This window comes from Sphaerisporangium sp. NPDC088356, from assembly GCF_040685555.1.
Classification (GTDB): domain Bacteria; phylum Actinomycetota; class Actinomycetes; order Streptosporangiales; family Streptosporangiaceae; genus Sphaerisporangium.
Window position 1 is genome coordinate 22996 of record NZ_JBFBIK010000014.1, and the last position, 17733, is coordinate 40728.

General features: G+C 69.4%; 18 protein-coding genes. 11 read left to right on the forward strand and 7 right to left on the reverse strand.

The window, feature by feature from the left end:
• Positions 1-232: 232 nt before the first annotated feature.
• Positions 233-685 (forward strand): VOC family protein, encoded by a 453-nt coding sequence (locus AB0O34_RS08095; protein WP_363913928.1) that lies wholly within the window; start codon positions 233-235, stop codon positions 683-685.
• 518 nt (positions 686-1203) lie between these two features.
• Entirely contained in the window at positions 1204-1833 is a 630-nt protein-coding gene (locus AB0O34_RS08100) for an RraA family protein (RefSeq protein ID WP_363913930.1), read from the forward strand.
• 165 nt (positions 1834-1998) lie between these two features.
• On the opposite strand, the gene AB0O34_RS08105 is transcribed toward AB0O34_RS08100, so the two are convergent.
• Positions 1999-2193: a CsbD family protein gene (locus tag AB0O34_RS08105; RefSeq protein ID WP_363913932.1), complete on the reverse strand. Its 195-nt coding sequence runs from the start codon at positions 2191-2193 to the stop codon at positions 1999-2001.
• Positions 2194-2503: 310 nt separating this feature from the next.
• Between AB0O34_RS08105 and AB0O34_RS08110 the strand changes: the two genes are divergently transcribed.
• The 3 genes from AB0O34_RS08110 to AB0O34_RS08120 all read left to right on the forward strand — a co-directional run bounded on the left by AB0O34_RS08110 (position 2504) and on the right by AB0O34_RS08120 (position 6377).
• Positions 2504-4372, forward strand: a complete 1869-nt coding sequence (locus tag AB0O34_RS08110) for a cytochrome c oxidase assembly protein (protein WP_363913934.1) — start codon at positions 2504-2506, stop codon at positions 4370-4372.
• Positions 4373-4435: 63 nt separating this feature from the next.
• Positions 4436-5068: a DedA family protein gene (locus tag AB0O34_RS08115; RefSeq protein WP_363913936.1), complete on the forward strand. Its 633-nt coding sequence runs from the start codon at positions 4436-4438 to the stop codon at positions 5066-5068.
• 61 nt (positions 5069-5129) lie between these two features.
• Entirely contained in the window at positions 5130-6377 is a 1248-nt protein-coding gene (locus AB0O34_RS08120; RefSeq protein WP_363913938.1) for an amino acid permease, read from the forward strand.
• A 123-nt stretch (positions 6378-6500) separates the two neighbouring features.
• Here AB0O34_RS08120 and AB0O34_RS08125 read toward each other — a convergent pair whose 3' ends face one another.
• Entirely contained in the window at positions 6501-7409 is a 909-nt protein-coding gene (locus AB0O34_RS08125; RefSeq protein ID WP_363913940.1) for a hypothetical protein, read from the reverse strand.
• Positions 7410-8234: 825 nt separating this feature from the next.
• Between AB0O34_RS08125 and AB0O34_RS08130 the strand changes: the two genes are divergently transcribed.
• The 3 genes from AB0O34_RS08130 to AB0O34_RS08140 are packed head-to-tail and all read left to right on the forward strand — an operon-like array spanning position 8235 to position 10902.
• Positions 8235-8741, forward strand: coding sequence for a hypothetical protein (locus tag AB0O34_RS08130; protein ID WP_363913942.1), 507 nt, complete (start codon positions 8235-8237; stop codon positions 8739-8741).
• A 13-nt stretch (positions 8742-8754) separates the two neighbouring features.
• On the forward strand, positions 8755-9666 hold the full coding sequence (locus AB0O34_RS08135; protein WP_363913944.1) for a universal stress protein: 912 nt from the start codon (positions 8755-8757) through the stop codon (positions 9664-9666).
• 39 nt (positions 9667-9705) lie between these two features.
• Positions 9706-10902 carry a site-2 protease family protein gene (locus AB0O34_RS08140; RefSeq protein ID WP_363913946.1) on the forward strand — a complete coding sequence of 399 codons (1197 nt, stop codon included), beginning with the start codon at positions 9706-9708 and terminating at the stop codon, positions 10900-10902.
• Between the two features lie 50 nt (positions 10903-10952).
• Here the strand turns inward: AB0O34_RS08140 and AB0O34_RS08145 are convergent, their stop codons facing one another.
• From AB0O34_RS08145 to AB0O34_RS08160, 4 genes are all read right to left on the reverse strand, one after another.
• Positions 10953-11978, reverse strand: a complete 1026-nt coding sequence (locus tag AB0O34_RS08145; protein ID WP_363913948.1) for a PP2C family protein-serine/threonine phosphatase — start codon at positions 11976-11978, stop codon at positions 10953-10955.
• 604 nt (positions 11979-12582) lie between these two features.
• Positions 12583-12834, reverse strand: coding sequence for a DUF2277 domain-containing protein (locus AB0O34_RS08150; protein ID WP_363913950.1), 252 nt, complete (start codon positions 12832-12834; stop codon positions 12583-12585).
• Between the two features lie 138 nt (positions 12835-12972).
• Entirely contained in the window at positions 12973-14538 is a 1566-nt protein-coding gene (locus AB0O34_RS08155) for a M28 family metallopeptidase (RefSeq protein ID WP_363913952.1), read from the reverse strand.
• Between the two features lie 340 nt (positions 14539-14878).
• Positions 14879-15127: a hypothetical protein gene (locus AB0O34_RS08160; RefSeq protein ID WP_363913954.1), complete on the reverse strand. Its 249-nt coding sequence runs from the start codon at positions 15125-15127 to the stop codon at positions 14879-14881.
• Position 15128: 1 nt separating this feature from the next.
• Here AB0O34_RS08160 and AB0O34_RS08165 point away from each other — a divergent pair, with 1 nt between their 5' ends.
• The 3 genes from AB0O34_RS08165 to AB0O34_RS08175 all read left to right on the forward strand — a co-directional run bounded on the left by AB0O34_RS08165 (position 15129) and on the right by AB0O34_RS08175 (position 17357).
• A complete protein-coding gene (locus AB0O34_RS08165; RefSeq protein WP_363913956.1) occupies positions 15129-15302 on the forward strand; it encodes a hypothetical protein in 174 nt (57 codons plus the stop codon).
• Between the two features lie 128 nt (positions 15303-15430).
• On the forward strand, positions 15431-15934 hold the full coding sequence (locus AB0O34_RS08170; RefSeq protein ID WP_363913958.1) for a hypothetical protein: 504 nt from the start codon (positions 15431-15433) through the stop codon (positions 15932-15934).
• 220 nt (positions 15935-16154) lie between these two features.
• The gene (locus tag AB0O34_RS08175) at positions 16155-17357 is read left to right on the forward strand and encodes a hypothetical protein (RefSeq protein WP_363913960.1); all 1203 of its coding nucleotides are present in this window, start codon (positions 16155-16157) and stop codon (positions 17355-17357) included.
• Between the two features lie 54 nt (positions 17358-17411).
• Here the strand turns inward: AB0O34_RS08175 and AB0O34_RS08180 are convergent, their stop codons facing one another.
• Entirely contained in the window at positions 17412-17705 is a 294-nt protein-coding gene (locus tag AB0O34_RS08180) for a hypothetical protein (RefSeq protein WP_363913962.1), read from the reverse strand.
• Between the last annotated feature and the right edge of the window lie 28 nt (positions 17706-17733).

The window sequence follows — 17733 nt, forward strand, 5'->3', positions numbered from 1 at the left end:
ACATGGAGGGCACGCGGATCCCGGACGTAGCGTCCGAGACGTCGCCCTCGACGCCAAGCGCCCGGGAGGGAAGGCCCGGCACCTGATGCGGCCGAACCGGCGAGGATGTGGCCGCGCCGCTCGCGCCGGCGAGTTCGAAGGGCCCGCCGATGACGATTGGGGGAAGAACCAAAGAGGACCTGAAGACCGACAGGCCTGACGACCAGGTACTGAACGGCTCAAGGAGGCACTGGTGCTCGGGAAGAAGCTCACCGAGGCGCGCTGGACGCACGTAGCGCTGCCAAGCTGCGACCTCGACAAGGCCATCGAGTTCTACACGACCATGACCCCTCTTGTGGTGGTCTCCACCCACGAGGACAAGGACGGGCGCAACGCCTGGCTCTCCAACGACAAGCAGGCGGAGACGCCGTTCGTGCTCGTGCTGGTGGAGTTCGCCAAGGACAGGGGCACGCCACAGCCGCAGCTCTCGCCGTTCGCCCACCTCGGCATGGAGGTGCCCCACCGCGAGGATGTGGACGAGATCGCCCAGCGGGCCCGTGAGCTGGGCTGCCTGCACTGGGAACCGATGGAGCTGCCGCCCCCGGTCGGTTACGTCTGCGCCCTCAAGGATCCCGATGGCAACGTCGTCGAGATGTCTTACAACCAGAAGGTGTTCGAAGAGGTCCGCACCCTTTGGGGGGAGTGACGTCCCATGGGTGATCGCCCACCGAGACGGCCACCGGCTTCGAGCCTCAGGATCCCCGAAAGCCGCGCGCGGCTCGGGTGAACCGCTTCGTTGGATCTCAAATCATCTCGAATTTGTGTTTCACGGATCTTTCACGCAGCGTCAAGCATCAGAGTGAACGTCACGTTCCACCAGCGGCACCGGGACGGCCGTTCCGAGGCATGGGAGAGGAAGCACCGTGCAGCACACTGCACCGTGGGAGCCGGGCACGCTCGCATGGCTGCACGGGATCCGCGCCTCGCCATCGGACGTCCGCCTTTCGTCGACGGGGCTTCGCACCCCGGCGCCGGAACTCCATCCACGGGGAGTCCGCACGGGGGATTCGCCGTCCGTCTTCACAGATCCGAGTCCCCTCACCGGTCCGGGGCTCGGACGACGAGCCGATCGTTCCGCTCGTATCGCTCGTCACCGGGGGCCGGCCTTGGCTGTACCCCAGTCGGCAAGATCCGGAAATTTCTCCATAAGAGGTGATCGATACCGTGGTTCCGCCTACCACCGCGATCGCGGACGTGCTGCAACTACGCGGGCTCACCGGCTGGCTCAGCCCGCCACTACGCCCCATCCACCGATCTCTGGGCCTGCTCGGAAGGGCCCGCACCGTACGGCTGGCGCCGGGGCCGGGGGACAACGGCCTTGAGCCCCTGCACTGGTTGATGGACGAGGATCTGGAGGACCGGGTGGTCGTCGTCGCGGGCGCCCAGGCGGCGGCCGGAGCGGTGTGGGGCGAGATCCTCACCCGCGCCGCCCTCGCCCGAGGAGCGTCCGGCCTGCTGGTGGAGGGCGGGGTGCGCGACGTCAACGCGTTCCGCGACCTCGGCCTACCCGTGTGGGCACTGTACGAGGCGACGGCCGGGCCGGGATCGGAGGTGCACGTGGCGTCGGTCGGACGCCCGGTGGAGATCGCCGGCGTGATCGTGGACGAGAGCACCTCCATCGTCATGGACGGTGCCGGGGTGGTCGCACTTCCGTCGACGGACGTCTTCGCCGACTCCTACATGTACGCGGACGCCGAGGAGGACGTCGTCACGGCGCTCCGCGAGGGGGCCACGCTCGCCGAGGCGCACCGCTACAAGGAAGACATGGTGGCCAAGCTCCGGCGATCCCCGTAAACGCGTGCGGGTCGTGGCGCGACAGCGGCGGAGGCCCCGTGGCATCCGGGACTCCGCCGCTGTCGCGGTCGTCTTCGGGCCGGCCCGACGCCACCTCGGCCCCGCCGGTGTTCGGCGGGCGTGTCTTCCGGCGGCGTGTCCAGCGGCGTCGGCCCTCGGCGGGCGTCAGTCCTTGAAGGCGTTCTTGACGTTCTTGGCGGCATCCTTCACGCGCTCGCCGGCCTGCTTCATGTTGCCCTTGGTCTCGTCGGCCTCGCCCTCGGCGCGGAGCTCGTCGTCGCCGGTGGCGTCGCCCACACCCTTCTTGACCTTGCCCTTGAGCTCTTCGGCCTTGTTCGAGATCTTGTCGTCGGCGCCCATGATCTGTCCCCCTTCGGCTGTAGGTCTTTCCGATACTGCCCTTGTCCGGTGAGGGGGTCGATAAACGCGATCCGGGTCTCACCGGTGCATCAAGATCTGCCATGGTCCGACAAAAGGCCAGGTGGGAACGGGGTTCTGGTGTCGCCGGACGGTCACGGCGTGCGGGGGTGGTATCGGATGGTTCAGAGGAGTCAGAGGTGTCCGTGATTCCCGCTTCTGAAAGGTCTCGCTCCGGCCAGCGAATGCGGAGATACTCGATCACAGGCGAACATCTGTGCACAGTGCGGTCCTGAAATGAGGAAGCAGGAGAATGACCTCTCCCCGGCGGCGCTCGGCCGTGTTCGTGCTCGTCGGCGTCGCGGCGTTCGCCGTGCTCGTGCTGGCGATGTGGTTCGGCGGTGGCTGGCCGAGGGCAGAGATCCCCGGCCTGCCCTCTCCGGGCGTCCTCACGACGTTGGGCCTTCCCGTCGTCAGGGTCGTCCACGACGTCTGCGCGGTCGCGACGGTGGGAACCCTGCTCTCGGCCGTGGCTCTGGCGGGCGACGCGGCCTCCCGGCGGGAGATCACCCGAGCGGCCGGGCACTGGGCGCTCGCGTGGGCGGCCAGCTCGGCGGTCACCCAGATCCTCACCCTCTCGGACCTTCTCGGGCTCCCGGTCGGAGAGGCGCTGCAGTCGGGGTTCCTGTTCACCTTCAGCACGGAGGTTCCCCAGGGCCAGGCGTTCATGCTGGTCACTCTGCTCGCCCTGGTGATCGCGGGGGCCACCACGCTGCCGGTCGGCTTCTGGGGCCGTGGCGTGCTGCTCATCATCGCGATCTTCGCCGTCCTGCCGCCCGCGTACGTCGGCCACTCCGCCTCGGCCGCCGATCACAACATCGCCGTCTCCAGCCTGATGCTCCACATCGCCGGGGTGACGCTCTGGGTGGGCGGCCTGTTCGGTGTCGTCACCTACCTGCGCCGATCGGACGCGCTTGCCACGGCCGTACGGAGGTTCAGCGCTCTGGCGCTCTGCTGTTTCGTCGCCGTCGGCGTCTCGGGGGTGGTCAACGCCTGGATCAGGCTCGGCTCGCCGGACCAGGTCTGGCAGTCCCGCTACGGACTTCTGGTACTCGGCAAGCTGCTGGCGCTCGTGGTGCTCGGATGGTTCGGCCTGCGGCACCGCCGCTCGACGATCGCGGCGCTGGACACCCCGGCCGCCGAGGGGTCCCGGCCCTTCTTGCGCCTCGCGGCGGGCGAGGTCGGGGTGATGGCCTGCACGATCGCGCTCGCGGTGGGCCTGTCGCGTACCCCGCCCCCGCGCGACAGCGGGGCCCACGACCAGCACGAACTGCTCGGCTACTCGCTGCCCCAGTTCAGCCCATGGCGGCTCGTGACCGAGACACGGCCCGATCCGCTGCTGATCCTCGCCGTGGTGGGCCTCGCGGTCGCGTATGTCGTCGGCGTGCGGCGGCTCGCCCGGCGCGGTCAGGCCTGGCCGGCCGGCCGTACGGTCGCCGCGGCGGCGGGCCTGCTCGTCCTGCTGTACGCCGCGGCCGGAGGGGTGTCCGCGTACGGACCGGCGATCTTCTCCATGCACGCGCTGCAGTACGCCCTCCTAGGCACACTCGGACCGGCCCTGCTCGCCCTCGGCGCCCCCCTGACGCCTTTCAAGGAGGCCATGCCGCTCCTCCGGCAGGCGGGCGACGGACCCATGGCGCTCAGGCTGACCCAGCCTCTGGCCGCGCTGGCCGCCTACGCCGTGCCGTACCTGCTGCTCTACGTCACCGGTCTGTTCGAGCCCGCCCAGTCGAGCCTCGCCGTGCGCCTCGTCGCCGAGGTCGTCGTGGTGGTGACGGGGACATGGTTCTTCTGCGTCGCGCTGGGCCTCGATCCGCTGCCCAGAGCGATCAGCCCGGCGGTGCGCATGCGCATGCTGATGGGCGCGCTGGCCGTGCAGGCGTGGATGGCTCTGGTGTTCCTGGCGGGGCCCATCCAGGGCCAGGGGTGGTACGACATCCTGGACATCGCGTGGGCTCCCGACCGCGTCGCCGACCAGCGGGCCGGCGCCGCGCTCGGGGCCGGCGTGTCGGCGCTGACCATCGTGGCGCTGCTAGTCCTCATGGCGGTCTGGCGACGCGGCGCCCGACGCCGGGTGTCGTCGCAGGACATCTCCACGCAGACACCCGCAGCACGCCCGTGACCGTCCACAGGCACCGTCGCATGAACCCCCAATGGTGATCGCGAGGACACGTAGAGTGACCTCATGGCGCCGCCACCGCTACCGGGCCCGCTGGCCCACCTCGCCCCGCTGCTCGACCATTACGGCTACCTGGTCGTCGGCGCGCTGGTCTTCCTTGAGGACTTCGGGGTCCCCGTGCCCGGTGAGACCATCTTGATCGCCGCGTCGGTCTACGCCGGGGCGGGGCAGCTCAACATCGCGGCCGTCGCCGCCACCGCCCTGGCAGCCGCCGTCATCGGTGACAACATCGGCTACCTCATCGGCCGCAGCGGCGGTCGCGCGCTCATCCACCGCTACGGGCGCTACATCTTCCTCCCCGAGAGGCGGTTCCAGGCGGCCGAGGCGTTCTTCCACCGCCACGGTGCCCCGATCATCACCGTGGCGCGCTTCATCGATGGCTTTCGCCAGTTCAACGGCATCGTCGCCGGCACCACCGGCGTCGAGTGGCGCCGCTTCCTCACCTTCAACGTCCTCGGCGCGGTCCTGTGGGTCGGGTTGTGGACGACCGTGGGTTATCTGGCGGGCACCAACATCAACAAGGTCTACGACGATCTGGTCCGCTACCAGACCTACCTGCTGTTCGCCGTCATCGCCCTCATCGCCCTGGCCATCGGCCGCCACCTGATCCGCCGCCGCCGCGAACGGCCGGTCCAATGACACCCCCGTACGAGCTCGCGCGCCACATGATCCGTCGCGCCCGCCGCGATCGGCCGGTCCGGTGACGCGCCCGTACGAGCTCGCGCGGCGGCTCGGTGTCGGTGACGCCGTGGTGATCGGTCTCGGCTCGATGATCGGCGCCGGGGTGTTCGTCGCGTTCGGTCCTGCGGCCGCGGCGGCCGGTTCCGGGCTGTTACCGGGTCTCGCGGTGGCCGCTCTGGTCGCCTACTGCAACGCCACCTCCTCGGCGCGGCTCGCCGCCCTCTACCCCGCCTCCGGTGGCACCTACGTGTACGGTCGCGAGCGGCTGGGCGACTTCTGGGGGTACCTCGCCGGCTGGGCCTTCGTAGTCGGCAAGACCGCGAGCTGCGCCGCGATGGCGTTGACCGTCGGCGCTTACATCTGGCCCGGCCGCGAGCACATCGTGGCGGTGGCGGCCGTGGCGGCGCTCACGGCGGTGAACTACGTGGGAGTGCACAAGGCGGCGTGGCTCACGCGGGCGGTCGTCGCCGCCGTTCTCGTGGTGCTGGCGGTGGCCGTCGTGGCGTGCCTGGCGAGCGGGCGGGCCGACCTTTCGCGGGTGGTGCCGTCCGGCGGGATCACGGTGGTCGGGGTCTTCCAGGCGGCCGGGCTGCTGTTCTTCGCCTTCGCTGGGTACGCGCGCATCGCCACGCTCGGGGAGGAGGTGCGGGACCCGGCGCGCACCATCCCGAGGGCCATCCCTGTGGCCCTTGGCATCACGCTGGTCGTGTACGCCGCCGTGGCCGTCGCCGTGCTGGCCGTGCTCGGTCCCGATCGGCTCGCCCACTCCACCGCGCCGATCGCGGACGCCGTGCGTGCCGCGGGCGCGGCGCCTCTGGTGTCGCTGGTGAGGGCCGGGGCGGCGACGGCCGCGCTTGGGTCGTTGCTGGCGCTGGTCCTCGGCGTCTCGCGCACGGTCCTCGCGATGGCCAGGGACGGGCACCTTCCGCGCGTGCTGGACGCCGTGCATCCGCGCTTCCGCGTTCCCCACCGCGCCGAGCTGGTCGTCGGCGCGGTGGTCGCCGTGCTCGCCGCCACGGCCGATGTGCGGGGCGCGATCGGCTTCTCGTCGTTCGGCGTGCTGGTCTACTACGCGATCGCCAACGCCTCGGCCCTGACGCTGTCCGCCGAGGAGGGCCGCCCGCTCCGCGCCGTCCCCCTCGTAGGGCTGGCCGGTTGCCTCCTGCTGGCCTTCAGCCTTCCGCTCTCGTCAACGGTGGCCGGTACCGCCGTACTGGCTGCCGGCGCACTCGCCTGGGCCGCGCGCAGGACGGCTCGCCGTCGCTGACCGACCTTCGCGCGCCGGTCTCCATCTCGTGCCGGCGGCTCAGTGCGAGCCGCCGGGTTCGCTCAGACCGGGTTCGCTTGGACTGGGTTCGCTTGGACTGGGTTCGCTTGGACTGCGGGTTGCTTAGAAGAGCCAGTCGAGGAGGCCGCGGTTTTTGGTTTCCGTCGGCGTCGGGGCGGGCTGAGGGGCCTGGGTGGTGGGGGGCGGCGGCGGTGGCGTCGGGGACGGGCTCGGCGCGGTGGTCGGCTTGTCGTCCTGGATACGCGGGTCGTCCGGCTGGTGCGTGTTGGTGCTGGACCTCGGCGTCGGCTGGGGCGAGCGGGTCCGGGTGCGCGTAGGCGAGGGCCGGGACGTGGGCTCCTGGGCGGCCTGTGACGGAGCGGTCGTCGGCTCCGGGGTGGGCGTCGCGCTGGGCGCCTCCGTCGTCTCCTCGGGCGTGACGGCCGGGCCGGTCGACGGGTCGGCACTGGGGTCGGCCGCAGGGTCGTCGGTCAGCGCGGGGTTCTCCTGGCCGGCAGGAGCACAGTCGGCGGCGGTCGAGCACGCCGCCTCGGGCTTCGAACCCACCGAGGAGGACACGATCCAGCCGCCCGCGACCGCCAGCACGACGATCACGACCATGGCGAGGACCAGCCGCTTGTTCTGGCTGCCCTTCTCCTCGTCTTCCAGGTTGTTCTCGCCGGTCCAGCCGGATCCGAGGAAGCCTCGGCGCTCCTCCGCGTCCGGCTCGCGGTCTTTGTCCGGGTCCCAGCCGTCGTCGTCGGGCCGCGCGTAGCCCTCGGGCCGCTCGTAGTCGTCGGGTCCTTCGTAACCCTCGGGCCGTTCGTAGTCCTGGGCCCGCTCGTGGTCCGGCCGCTCGAACTCCAGCGAGTCGTCGCTCTGGGTGTGTGAGGGTTCGTGCCCAGGCGTCCATCCGTCGGACAGCACGTCGCCGTCCGCGCGCTCCGGTTCGCCGTTCCACTCGATGCCCAAAGGACCGGTCTGCTTCAGAGGATCCTCTTCAAAGGATCTCGGGGTGCCGTCGCGGTCCATACCGAACCTCTCTGCTCAAAATCCTGGCCGCGCAACTTCTTAGCAGCTCCGACAGCAGCCTGTCCGGAAACTTCACAGTTTTCCCGAAGATTGGTAATCTTCGCATGAGTCACATGTGCCCCAAACCATGGTCGGCTGCGGAGCCGCGACGATCATTACGCGGGCCTGCTGAGCCGCCTGCTGGAAGATTTCCGGGCGCTGGCCCCCGGTGCGGCCCGACGCGGATCTCGCGCCTGTGCTGGCCGGCTCGATCCGGACCGAGCTCCCGCGCCTGAACAGCGAGTTCGCCACTACGTGCCGGACGCCTACCAGACGCCCGTGGCCGGGCACCGGCGGGCCGGGGACCCGGAGTCCTTCCCTCCCGGGGTCGAACACCGCTACACCCGTCCCGAATAGCCGTGCCGATCACTCCACGCGGCCTGTAGGGCGAGCAAAGATTGCTTTGCCGTTTCCGCGTGCTTGACGCCGGCGCGTGCGGCCATACCGGTTCTTGACTCTGGATTTACAAGCGGCGCTCCTGGCAGGTCTGGAAACCGTGGCGGCGACGGGTCGGTATACCGTCCGGCCCGACATCGTCGTACGTTGGTCATGTGTGGTCACAATGCGTGTGAAGGCGCAGGTGGCGGGCAGGGCCGAACGTCCCGCGGGGAGGCGTCGTAAGACCCTGTCGGGCGGGATCGGCCGTACCCGACTCTGGATGGAGATTCCCTGACAGGGAGGTTCACCATGCGATCCTTGGCCAGGTGGACGACAAGGTGTGTTCGCCGGTACCGGTTCGACCGCAACCCGCTGCGTCGGCGCTCTGACCGGATCGAAACCGTCGCCGTGCTCCTTACCTTGCTGGCCCTTTTGGTCGGCATTTGGCCCTCGATGCTGGCCGCCCGCGCCGTCTACAACCGGGGCGTCGTGGCCGAGCATGTCGAGCCCGCCCAGCGCCAGGCCGTCACGGCCGTACTGCTGGAGGACGCGGCCAGCACGAGCGCGGTCTCCTCCCAGGGGGCCGTCCTCGGCATCAAGGCCAAGGCGCGGTGGTACATGCCCGACGGCCGGCTGCGGACGGACGTGGTGACCGTGCCCGCGCACGCCAAGGCGGGATCCTCGCTGGAGATGTGGATCGACTCCTCAGGCCATCCGACGGCGCCGCCGCGGACGCACTCCCAGACGGTCGCCGACACGGTGGTGGCGGGGCTCGGCGTCGAGACCGGGGCCGCGGGACTGCTGTTCCTGAACCTCGCGCTCGTCCGGTGGATGCTGGACCGCCGTCGCTACGTCGACTGGGACAAGGCCTGGACCTCCGCTCATGACCGGTGGCGGCGCCCGAGGCAGCCGTGACGAGGAGAAGATCATGAACGGACACGTCGCCGTCGGTGTCGACGGCTCACCCGCCGCGCTGGCCGCCGTCCGCTGGGCCGCCGACGACGCCGTACGGCGTGACCGGGGCCTGCGCATCGTCCACGTCACCGAGCCCTGGCTTTTCGACCAGACACTCGGCACGCCTCCCGGGTTCCGGGAGTCCCTGTCCGACCAGTCGAGGGGCGTGCTCCATGAAGCCACCAAGGCGGCCCATGACCGGGTGCCCGGGCTCCGGGTCGAGACGGCGTCGCCCCAGGGTCGCGTGCGCACCGAGTTGCTGAACGAGGCACGCGACGCCGACGAGCTGGTGGTCGGCACGCGAGGGCTGGGCGGGTTCATGGGGCTGGTGCTCGGCTCGGTGTCCATGGGCGTCGCGGGGCACGCCGAATGTCCGGTCGTCGTGGCCGGTCATCCGCAGAAGACCGCCCACGGAGAGATCGCCGTGGGCCATGACGGGTCACCGGAGTCGGAGGCAGCGCTCGAGTACGCCTTCGAGGAGGCCTACCTGCGGGGAGCCCGGCTGCACGCCATCTACGCATGGCAGACGTCCGTCTACCTCCCGATGTTCGCCAGCTACACCCCCGACCTCGAACGGGTCTACGACATGGGCAAGCGAGCGGCGAAGGAACAGCTTGCGCCGTGGCGTGAGAAGTATCCGCAGATCGACGTGCTCGACGCGATGGTTCGCACGCATCCGGTGGAGGCGCTCTCCGAGGCGTCGTCCAAGGCGGACCTCGTGGTGGTCGGCTCTCGGGGAAGGGGCGCCCTCGGCTCGGCCGTGCTCGGTTCGGTCAGCCACGGCGTGCTCCACCACTCGTACTGCCCGGTCGCCGTCGTCCGATCACGACACTCTCCGCCGGCGCCCGACGATGAGGGGAGCGAGGGGCATGAGACCCGGCGGTGACGCGAGTGATCACGCCGGTGGTCACGGGGGCGGGGGCACATGAAACAGAGCCTGCGTCTCGGTCACGTGGCGGGCATCCCCGTGGGGGCTCACTGGTCCACGTTGATGATCGTCCTCCTCATCGGGGGAGTGCTGGCGACCACCGTGCTGCCGCAGGCGGTCAGGGACCAGCCTCCGGCCCGGTACTGGATGATCGCCGCCGCGGCGTCGATCATGTTCCTCGGCTCGCTCCTGGGACACGAGCTCGCTCACGCGATCGTCGCCCGCCGCAGGGGCGTCCCGGTCAAGTCGATAACGCTGTGGCTGCTCGGCGGGGTGACCGAGTTCGCGGGGGAGACCAAGACGCCGAAGGATGAGTTCCAGGTGTCGGTGGCGGGCCCGCTGGTGAGCCTCCTGTTGTCGGGCGTCTTCTACCTGGCGGTCGTGTTCCTCAACGGCCCCGCGCTGATCGTCGCCGCCGTACGGTGGCTCGCTCTGATGAACGCCGTGCTGGCCGTCTTCAACATGCTCCCCGGCGCCCCTCTGGACGGGGGACGGGTGCTGCACGCGGCCCTGTGGCGCATGCACGGCGACCGGGTGCGCGCCGACCGCGCCGCGGCCAAGGCCGGGCAGGTCCTCGGCATGGCGCTGATCGGGCTCGGAGGCATGGAGCTCATCCTGCTGGCGTGGACCGGCGGGCTGTGGATGATGCTGATCGGCTGGTTCCTGGCCAGCGCCGCCAGGAGCGAGGGTCTGGTGAGGGCCGCTCACGAAGGGCTCAAGGGCCGGCGGGTGCGCGACGTGATGACCACCTCGCCCGATGTGGCCCCGGCCTGGCAGGACATCGACGACTTCATCGCGATCGTGGCGCTGCGCTCGCGCCAGACCGTGTTCCCCGTCGTGGACTTCGGCGGGCACTCGGCGGGGGTCCTCTCCCTGGACGCCCTCACGGCGATCCCTCCCGCACAGCGTCACGACAGGCGGGTCGCGACGGTGGCGCGACCGCTGCCCCCAGGCCACCTGCTCTCCCCGGATGACGACGCCACCCGCATCCTGGAGCCGTCACCCGTAGTCGGCGAGCTGATGGCCGTGGTCGCGGAGGCCGGTCACGTCGTGGGCATGGTCACCACCGCCGACCTGACCCGGACCCTCCAGCAGGCGGTTCTGCGCACCACCTCCCTCCACCAGGACGCCGAGCGGACCGACGACACCCAGCAAGACCACCCGGGCCAGCCCCTTCATGACCCGGGCGCCTGACCCGGTCCACCAGGCTCGCCCGTCTGGGGTGGGTGCGTCTCGGCGCCGCCTCAGTCTTCACGGCACCGGAGCAGCAACATGGCCGCGTCGTCGTGCAGCGGCGCGTCGACATGGGCGACCAGGTCGAGCCGGAGCGCTTCGAGGGCCGCCTCGGGGTCGTCGTCCTTCAGCAGGAAGACGCGGTCGGTGAGCGGGTAGAACCGGCCCGCGCGGTCACGGGCCTCGATCACCCCGTCGGTGTACAGCAGTATCTGGTCACCGGGGCCGAACGCGACCTGGTGAGGGTTCGGCCCCTCGACCTCCAGGACGGCCAGGCCGAGCGGCGGCGCGGTCTCCGCCGGCTCCGCCAGTGTGATCTTGCCGTCGGCATGGAGGATCAGCGGTGGAGGATGGCCGTAGTTGAGCAATGTGAGCTTCCCGCCGGGGTCGGCGTCGACCAGGATCGCCGTGACGAACTCCTCGCCGGACAGCCGCCGGTTGAGTGCCTTCTCCAGCCGCCCGCTGACCGCGCGCAGGTCGGGCTCGTCGTGGGCCGCCTCGCGGAACGCGCCGAGGACCAGCGCCGCCGTCTCGACCGCCTCCAGCCCCTTGCCCTGCACGTCGCCGACGATCGCACGGACCCCGGTCGGACCTGTGACGACCTCGTACAGGTCGCCGCCGATGCGCGCCTCGGCGTTCGCCGAGGTGTACGACACGGCCGCCCGCAGGTGGCCCGCCCGGCGGGGAACCGGCCGGAGCAGCACCCGCTGGGCCACCTCGGCCACGGACCGCACGGAGGCCAGCTCGCGCTCGCGCCGTTGCCGCCCGACGGTGGCGAGGATGCTCGCCGCCGTGACCCCGACGATCGAGATGAGGCTCATGTTGCTCTGCCGGTCGCCGAGGATGTCGTCGTACACGGCCAGCAGGAGCGACAGGATCAGCGCCACGACGCCGATCATCACGGTGCGGCGCACGCCGCCCGCGAGGCTGGCGAATGCCGGGCCGACGGCCAGCAGGGACAGGTAGCCGAGATCGGGGCCGGTCATGACGTCCACGGCCGCCACGATGCCCAACGACGCGAAGGGCAGCGATGCCATGAGCCGCCGCGTTCTGCGATTGATTGCGGTCATAGGCGTTCCGCAGCCGTGACGGTCGCTCCGCGACCTGGCTCGCTCGCCACAGGATGCCTCCGCGGAATAGGTCCATTTCGGTGGTGTGCCGACAAGACTTCCCGGTGCTCCGCGGCCACTGTAACAAGGTGGAGAATCCACGAACAGCGCCGCGACCTTACGCACCGGTCACAGCTACGAGCGAGTCGGCCACGGGGGCCGGCGGCCGGATCGCGGTGTCGACCCGGGGGATCTCTTCGCGGACGGCGTGCACGCGCGACCCGCTCACCACAAAAACCATCAACGACCGCGAAAGGGGATAATTTCGACCAGTCCCCGCCTACGCGAGTAAGCACCTCGACGACCTCACAGCACGAACGAACTGGACGCTCTCAGCGCCTGAAAGCCGGACCGAGCCTGCCCGAGCACGATTCGAGCCGGGAGGTCTCTGAAGGCCTCATGAATCGAACCTTACTCTGGGATGAGCCAACTGGGACCGATTCGATATAGGTCTTCGACTTTCCCGGTCGCAGCCTCGATCGTAAAACCCCGAATTACCCAAAACGGCGAAATATCGTGATTAGGGGGGTGATTAAGGCGAGGTGAGGTCGGGTGACTTCTCTGATCGCTCACGGGCGACGTGCTTCAGCTGAAGCTCGTCGAGAAGGTTCTGGGTCGCCGCGGCGATGACGTCCACAGCCCGTCCGAAGGCCTCCGCGTTGCGCGCGGACGGGGAACGGAACCCCGAGATCTTACGGACATACTGGAGCGCGGCAGCCCGTACATCGTCGTCGGTGACGTCGCTGGTGTAGGGCTCACGAAGGGTCTTGATACTCCGGCACATGACAGGACGGTACGTCATGCCGCCGGGGCACGCGTGCCCGTGACGGGGAGCCAGGGGTCACCCCAGGGAGCACGGGTCCGCTCCACGCGAAAGGGTGGTCATGCGCCCGGGCGGAGCGCACGACCACCCTCGGGCGGATCAGACGGCCGGACGTCCGTGGGCGTCGGCGTCGGCGTCGGCGCCGGACGGCCGGGCCGCGACGCGCGACGCGACCGCGGCTCGGGTGTCAGGACCGGGCAGGTCGCGGCTGAACGCGTAGACCACGGCCGCCGTGGCGATGGCCCCGGTGTTCAGCGCGAGCGCCTTGTCGTTGATGTTGGCGATCGTGTCGCACGCCTGGTGGTAGCAGGAGTCGTACGCCTGGCCGGCGGTGCCGCCGAAGAGCGCCTGCTCCGCGGGGGTCTTGACGCCCTCGGCACCGGTGAACAGGCCTCCGGCCGGGATCCCGGCGTCTATGAACGGACCGTAGTCGGAGCGGCCGTTGAAGTCGGTGCCCACATGGCCCTGGCGGAGGGTGTCGAAGTACTTCTCGAAGAGCTTCTCGATCTCGTCGGATCCGGGCGGCCCCGCCGGGGAGCCCATGGCGTCGGAGTCGTCGCCGTCGTAGATCTTGAGCGCGTAGTTCGGCGAGGCGACCATGTCGAAGTTGAGGTACAGCTTGGTCTTCGCCGCCTCCGCGGGCGACAGGCCGCCCACGTAGTGCTCGGAGCCGAGCAGGCCGAGCTCCTCGGCGCTCCAGAAGGAGTAGCGCAGCTTGTTCTTCGTGGGGATCTTGGCGAGCTTCGTCGCGACCTCCAGGATCGCGGCGGTGCCCGAGCCGTTGTCGTTGATGCCGGGCCCCGCCGGGACACTGTCGAGGTGGGCGCCCAGCTGGACGACCTTGTTCGCGGCGCCCCACTTGGAGTCGGCGATGACGTTCTGCGTGGTCCGGAGCTCGCTGGTGGTTTCGGTCCTCAGCCGCACGGTGGTGCCGGCCGGGCTGGACAGCTCCTCTCCGACGGCGAAGCTGGTGCCGACCACCGGGATCGTGACGGTGGGTTCCCCAAGGCTGCCCTGCAGCGTGTCGGTGCGGCCCGGCTGCCCCTCGTTGAACAGGATCGCCCCGGTCGCGCCCGCGGCCTGCGCGTTCTCCACCTTCACCTGGAAGGTGCAGGTGCCGCGCTGGAGGAGGGCGATGTTGCCTGGCGTGAACCCGGCGAAGTCGCTCGCCTCGCAGCCCGAGGTGGAGCCCGGCGCGGGGGCCGGCGGCAGGGTCAGGTCGACGTTCTGGACGGTCGCGGTGACGTCGCCGGACCCGGAGTAGGTCATCGTGGCGAACTCGCCGACCGTGCTCCCGTCGGGCGGGGTCGGGGTGTAGACCTTCGGCTCGGGGGAGATCTGCTGCAACAGCGCGGTCGTGTTCTCCTGGAAGTACGGGAACTCGAACGGCTGGATGGTCACCTTGTAGCCGGCCTTCTTGAGCTGGCCTGCCACGTAGTCACGGGAGGCGGCGAAGCCGGGCGTTCCCGCCGCCCGCGTACCGCCGTTGGCGTTCGCGATCTGCTGCAGCTTCTGCAGGTGCTGCTTCACTCCTGGCGTGGTGATCGTACGGGCCAGCTGGGTGAGGTCGGGCTCGGCGCCGGCCGGTAAGGCCGAGACCAGAGGGAGTAGCAGGGCGGCCGTCGCGGTGGCGATGCCGGCCCCCTTGCGGAGGGTGAAGCGCATTCAGCTTCTCCTTCAGATCCTATGGATGAGTCTCCGAATTGCTGCTGACCGCCGAACGTAGCCGGAGTTGACCAATTCGTGAAGGGGTGAACCCTCTTAGGCTGCGGGCCACTGGGCAAAGTCCCAGCCAAGCGGCGTTACCGGACACGTGGGGCAGGGGATGGGCCATACGTTCCTGACTCACGGAGGCCGCAATGGCGCAGAATACGACCGCTGTCCCGGATGGCAAAGCGGCAGGTCAGACCGGGAAGGCCCGGCGCTCTGCCGGGTCGAACGGCACGGCGGGTACCAAGGCAGGCACGACACAGCGGTCCGCCGCCTCGAACGGCGCGCCACGCGGTCAGGCGGCGAAGCGGTCCGCCGCCTCTGACGGCACCCGGCGGTCCACTGCTTCTTCGGGCACCCGGCGGTCCACTGCTTCTGCGGGCACCCGGCGGTCCACTGCTTCTGATGGCACCCGGCGGTCCACTGCTTCTGATGGCACCCGGCGGTCCACGGCCTCGGCGCGGCGGTCCACCCCGTCGGCACGTACCGCGGTCGCCCGGGCGGAGTCGCGGAAGCCGTCGGTCACCCTGCCGCTGATCGGCACGGTGGTCCTGCCGCCGCCGAAGCGGCTCGCCTTCTACGCGGCGCTGGGCGTGCTCACGGCGCTGGAGATCGTCGAGTGGCCCATCGCGGTGGTCATCGGCGTCGGCCACTTCCTCGCCGAACAGCACGTCTCCCGCGCGCTCCAGGGAATCGGGCAGGCCGCCGAAGTGGTGTAGCCCGACGCGTTCGCGCCTCTGCGCAGGGTGGAATCGCTTGGAGCACCGTTTGCCGCGCGCTCTCACTGCGCCGTTTCCGAGTGGGTAGGGGATGGGAACGTGATCAGAGCAGCCGGAGGGTGACGCGCATGGGGAGATCGTCCGTCTGCCGCTACATCGTGGCCGGTGCTCTCGCAGGGGCGGCGGGGACGACGGCCCTCTACGTGGTGACCTACCTCGACCAGTCGGTGCGCGGCCGGCCGTCCAGCGGCCTGCCCGCCCAGACCGCCGCGAAGCTCGCGGAGACGGCCCGGCTCGACCTCGGAGAGGGAGAGCAGGCCGAGAGCCGCAAGGAGGGCGTCGGCGCCCTGCTCGGCCTGGCTACGGGGGTGGGGCTGGGCGTGGCCTACGGGGCGCTCCGCATCCCCGTGCGCGACGTGTCCGTACCGGTGGCGGGCGTCGGGGTCGGGCTCGCGGCGACCGTGGTGGCCGACGTGCCGATGACGGCCCTGGGCCTGACCGACCCGCGCACCTGGGGCACGGCGGGCTGGCTGTCCGATCTCATTCCTCACCTCATCTACGGCCTGGTCACCGTGTACGCCTTCGAGATGATGGCCGGTCAGGGTGGCCTCCGAAAGAAGAGAACGGGCTGATCTTACGGCCTTGCCTTCCCTCAGGCTTCCTCAACCGCCTAATGTGCTAAATTCATTGACAAATCCTGTTATGGGATTAGTTGTCGATAGGGCGGGGAAACTCGATATCGAGTCTGGTCAATGGATGTATTCCCCCCACCACGACCCGTCTGGTTGCGCTCCATGTCCCTCGGGTACATCTGTTCTCGCTCGCCCGAAATAGGACAAAGGGGTCATATCTATGACTTTCAATCCTTTGGAACAGCAGGGAATCCCGCTGGACCAGCAACTGCGCGACTGGCGGGAGCTCAACGTCCCCCAGATGGATCCGGACCACGCCGATCCTTACGCCCGCTGCCGGGTCATCACCATGAACGGCATCGAGATCGAAGCGATCATGTTCAGCCACCAGTTCACCCGGCGCTGCCCGGACCTGGAGGTACGCCGGCAGTTGGCGGAGGTGCGGTACATCGAGCAGCAGCAGCAGAAGGCCGTCAACTGGCTGCTCCCCGGGCTGGCGTCCGTGCTGGAGACCACCATCGCCTACGAGCAGGTGGCCGTCGACCTCACCGCCTGGGTCGCGCGTATGGAGCCCGACCCGTACCTCAAGCAGGCCTTCGAGTTCGGCGTGCTGGAAGACTTCGACCACCTCTACCGGTACGCCAACCTGTACGAGCTGATCGAGCACCGCAAGGCCGAGAAGATCGTCGACGCGCTGACCGAGGTCATGCCGGGACGGCCGACGCCCTTGCACCACCGGCATCCGATCGACAACGTCCGGGATCACTACGACAAGGACACGACGAGCCCGATCTCCAAGCTGCACACGCTCACGATCATGGCCGCCGAGCAGCAGACCATGAACTTCTATCTGAACGTCGGCCCGGAGTACATGGAACAGGTGGCCCGGCAGCTCTACCAGGAGATCGGGCTGATCGAGGAGGAGCACGTCACCCACTACGAGACGCTGCTCGACCCGGGCGAAACGTGGTGGGAGCAGCTCGTCAACCACGAGTACAACGAGTGCTACCTCTACTACTCGTTCATGGAGACCGAGACGGAGTCGCGGCTGAAGGCCATGTGGGAGCTCCACCTCGCCATGGAGCTGGAGCACCTGCGCATCGCCTGCGATCTGATGCGCCGCCACGACGGACGGGAGCCCGCGGACATCCTCGCGCGGGAGTTCCCCACGCCGGTGACGTTCGAGCCGAACAAGGCGTACCTGCGCGAGCTCATCGCCACGCAGCTCGACCTGACCACCCTTGGCACCGGGTACGTGCGTGAGGCGCACGAGCGGTTCCAGCGGTTCCAGGAGCGCATCCACGGTGGCGAGCCGCCGCCCAGCGACGTGGTCCTGGAGGAGACCGTCGCGAAGTTCGGCAAGGACTACCGGCTGGAGACCGAGGGCCCGCATCCCATCCCGGGCATGCGCTCACCTCGGTAGGCGTGCGAAGGCCGGCAGCCGTCGATCCGGTGGCTGCCGGCCTGCCCTGGCGGTTTACTTGGTGCTGTCGGCCAGGTCGACCAGCGCGGTAGCGGTACGGAAGTACTTGTTACGCCCCATATCGCCGACCGTGTTGATTCTGAAGGCCTCCTTGAGGAGCTTGGCGTCGCCTTCGCTGACCCCGGCCAGCGCCGACACAGGGGCCTTGACAAGTTCCGCGAGGCTCTTGTCTTCGTATTCCCTGTCGAGCAGTTTGGACAAATCTGCCATAACGGCCATATAACCCCCAGTGATTACGCTGCCCGGCTGGAGCGTCGGGCACTGAAGACTTTCCCCGTCGAAATACATGACACGGATATCTACCAACAAGAACCAG

What these genes read in the sequence shown, in the direction of transcription:
- AB0O34_RS08105 (WP_363913932.1), bottom strand. Translation starts at nt 2,193, where the DNA reads ATGGGCGCCGACGACAAGATCTCGAACAAGGCCGAAGAGCTCAAGGGC.
- AB0O34_RS08110 (WP_363913934.1), top strand. Translation starts at nt 2,504, where the DNA reads ATGACCTCTCCCCGGCGGCGCTCGGCCGTGTTCGTGCTCGTCGGCGTC.
- AB0O34_RS08115 (WP_363913936.1), top strand. Translation starts at nt 4,436, where the DNA reads ATGGCGCCGCCACCGCTACCGGGCCCGCTGGCCCACCTCGCCCCGCTG.
- AB0O34_RS08125 (WP_363913940.1), bottom strand. Translation starts at nt 7,409, where the DNA reads ATGGACCGCGACGGCACCCCGAGATCCTTTGAAGAGGATCCTCTGAAG.
- AB0O34_RS08135 (WP_363913944.1), top strand. Translation starts at nt 8,755, where the DNA reads ATGAACGGACACGTCGCCGTCGGTGTCGACGGCTCACCCGCCGCGCTG.
- AB0O34_RS08140 (WP_363913946.1), top strand. Translation starts at nt 9,706, where the DNA reads ATGAAACAGAGCCTGCGTCTCGGTCACGTGGCGGGCATCCCCGTGGGG.
- AB0O34_RS08145 (WP_363913948.1), bottom strand. Translation starts at nt 11,978, where the DNA reads ATGGCATCGCTGCCCTTCGCGTCGTTGGGCATCGTGGCGGCCGTGGAC.
- AB0O34_RS08150 (WP_363913950.1), bottom strand. Translation starts at nt 12,834, where the DNA reads ATGTGCCGGAGTATCAAGACCCTTCGTGAGCCCTACACCAGCGACGTC.
- AB0O34_RS08155 (WP_363913952.1), bottom strand. Translation starts at nt 14,538, where the DNA reads ATGCGCTTCACCCTCCGCAAGGGGGCCGGCATCGCCACCGCGACGGCC.
- AB0O34_RS08170 (WP_363913958.1), top strand. Translation starts at nt 15,431, where the DNA reads ATGGGGAGATCGTCCGTCTGCCGCTACATCGTGGCCGGTGCTCTCGCA.
- AB0O34_RS08175 (WP_363913960.1), top strand. Translation starts at nt 16,155, where the DNA reads ATGACTTTCAATCCTTTGGAACAGCAGGGAATCCCGCTGGACCAGCAA.
- AB0O34_RS08180 (WP_363913962.1), bottom strand. Translation starts at nt 17,705, where the DNA reads ATGTATTTCGACGGGGAAAGTCTTCAGTGCCCGACGCTCCAGCCGGGC.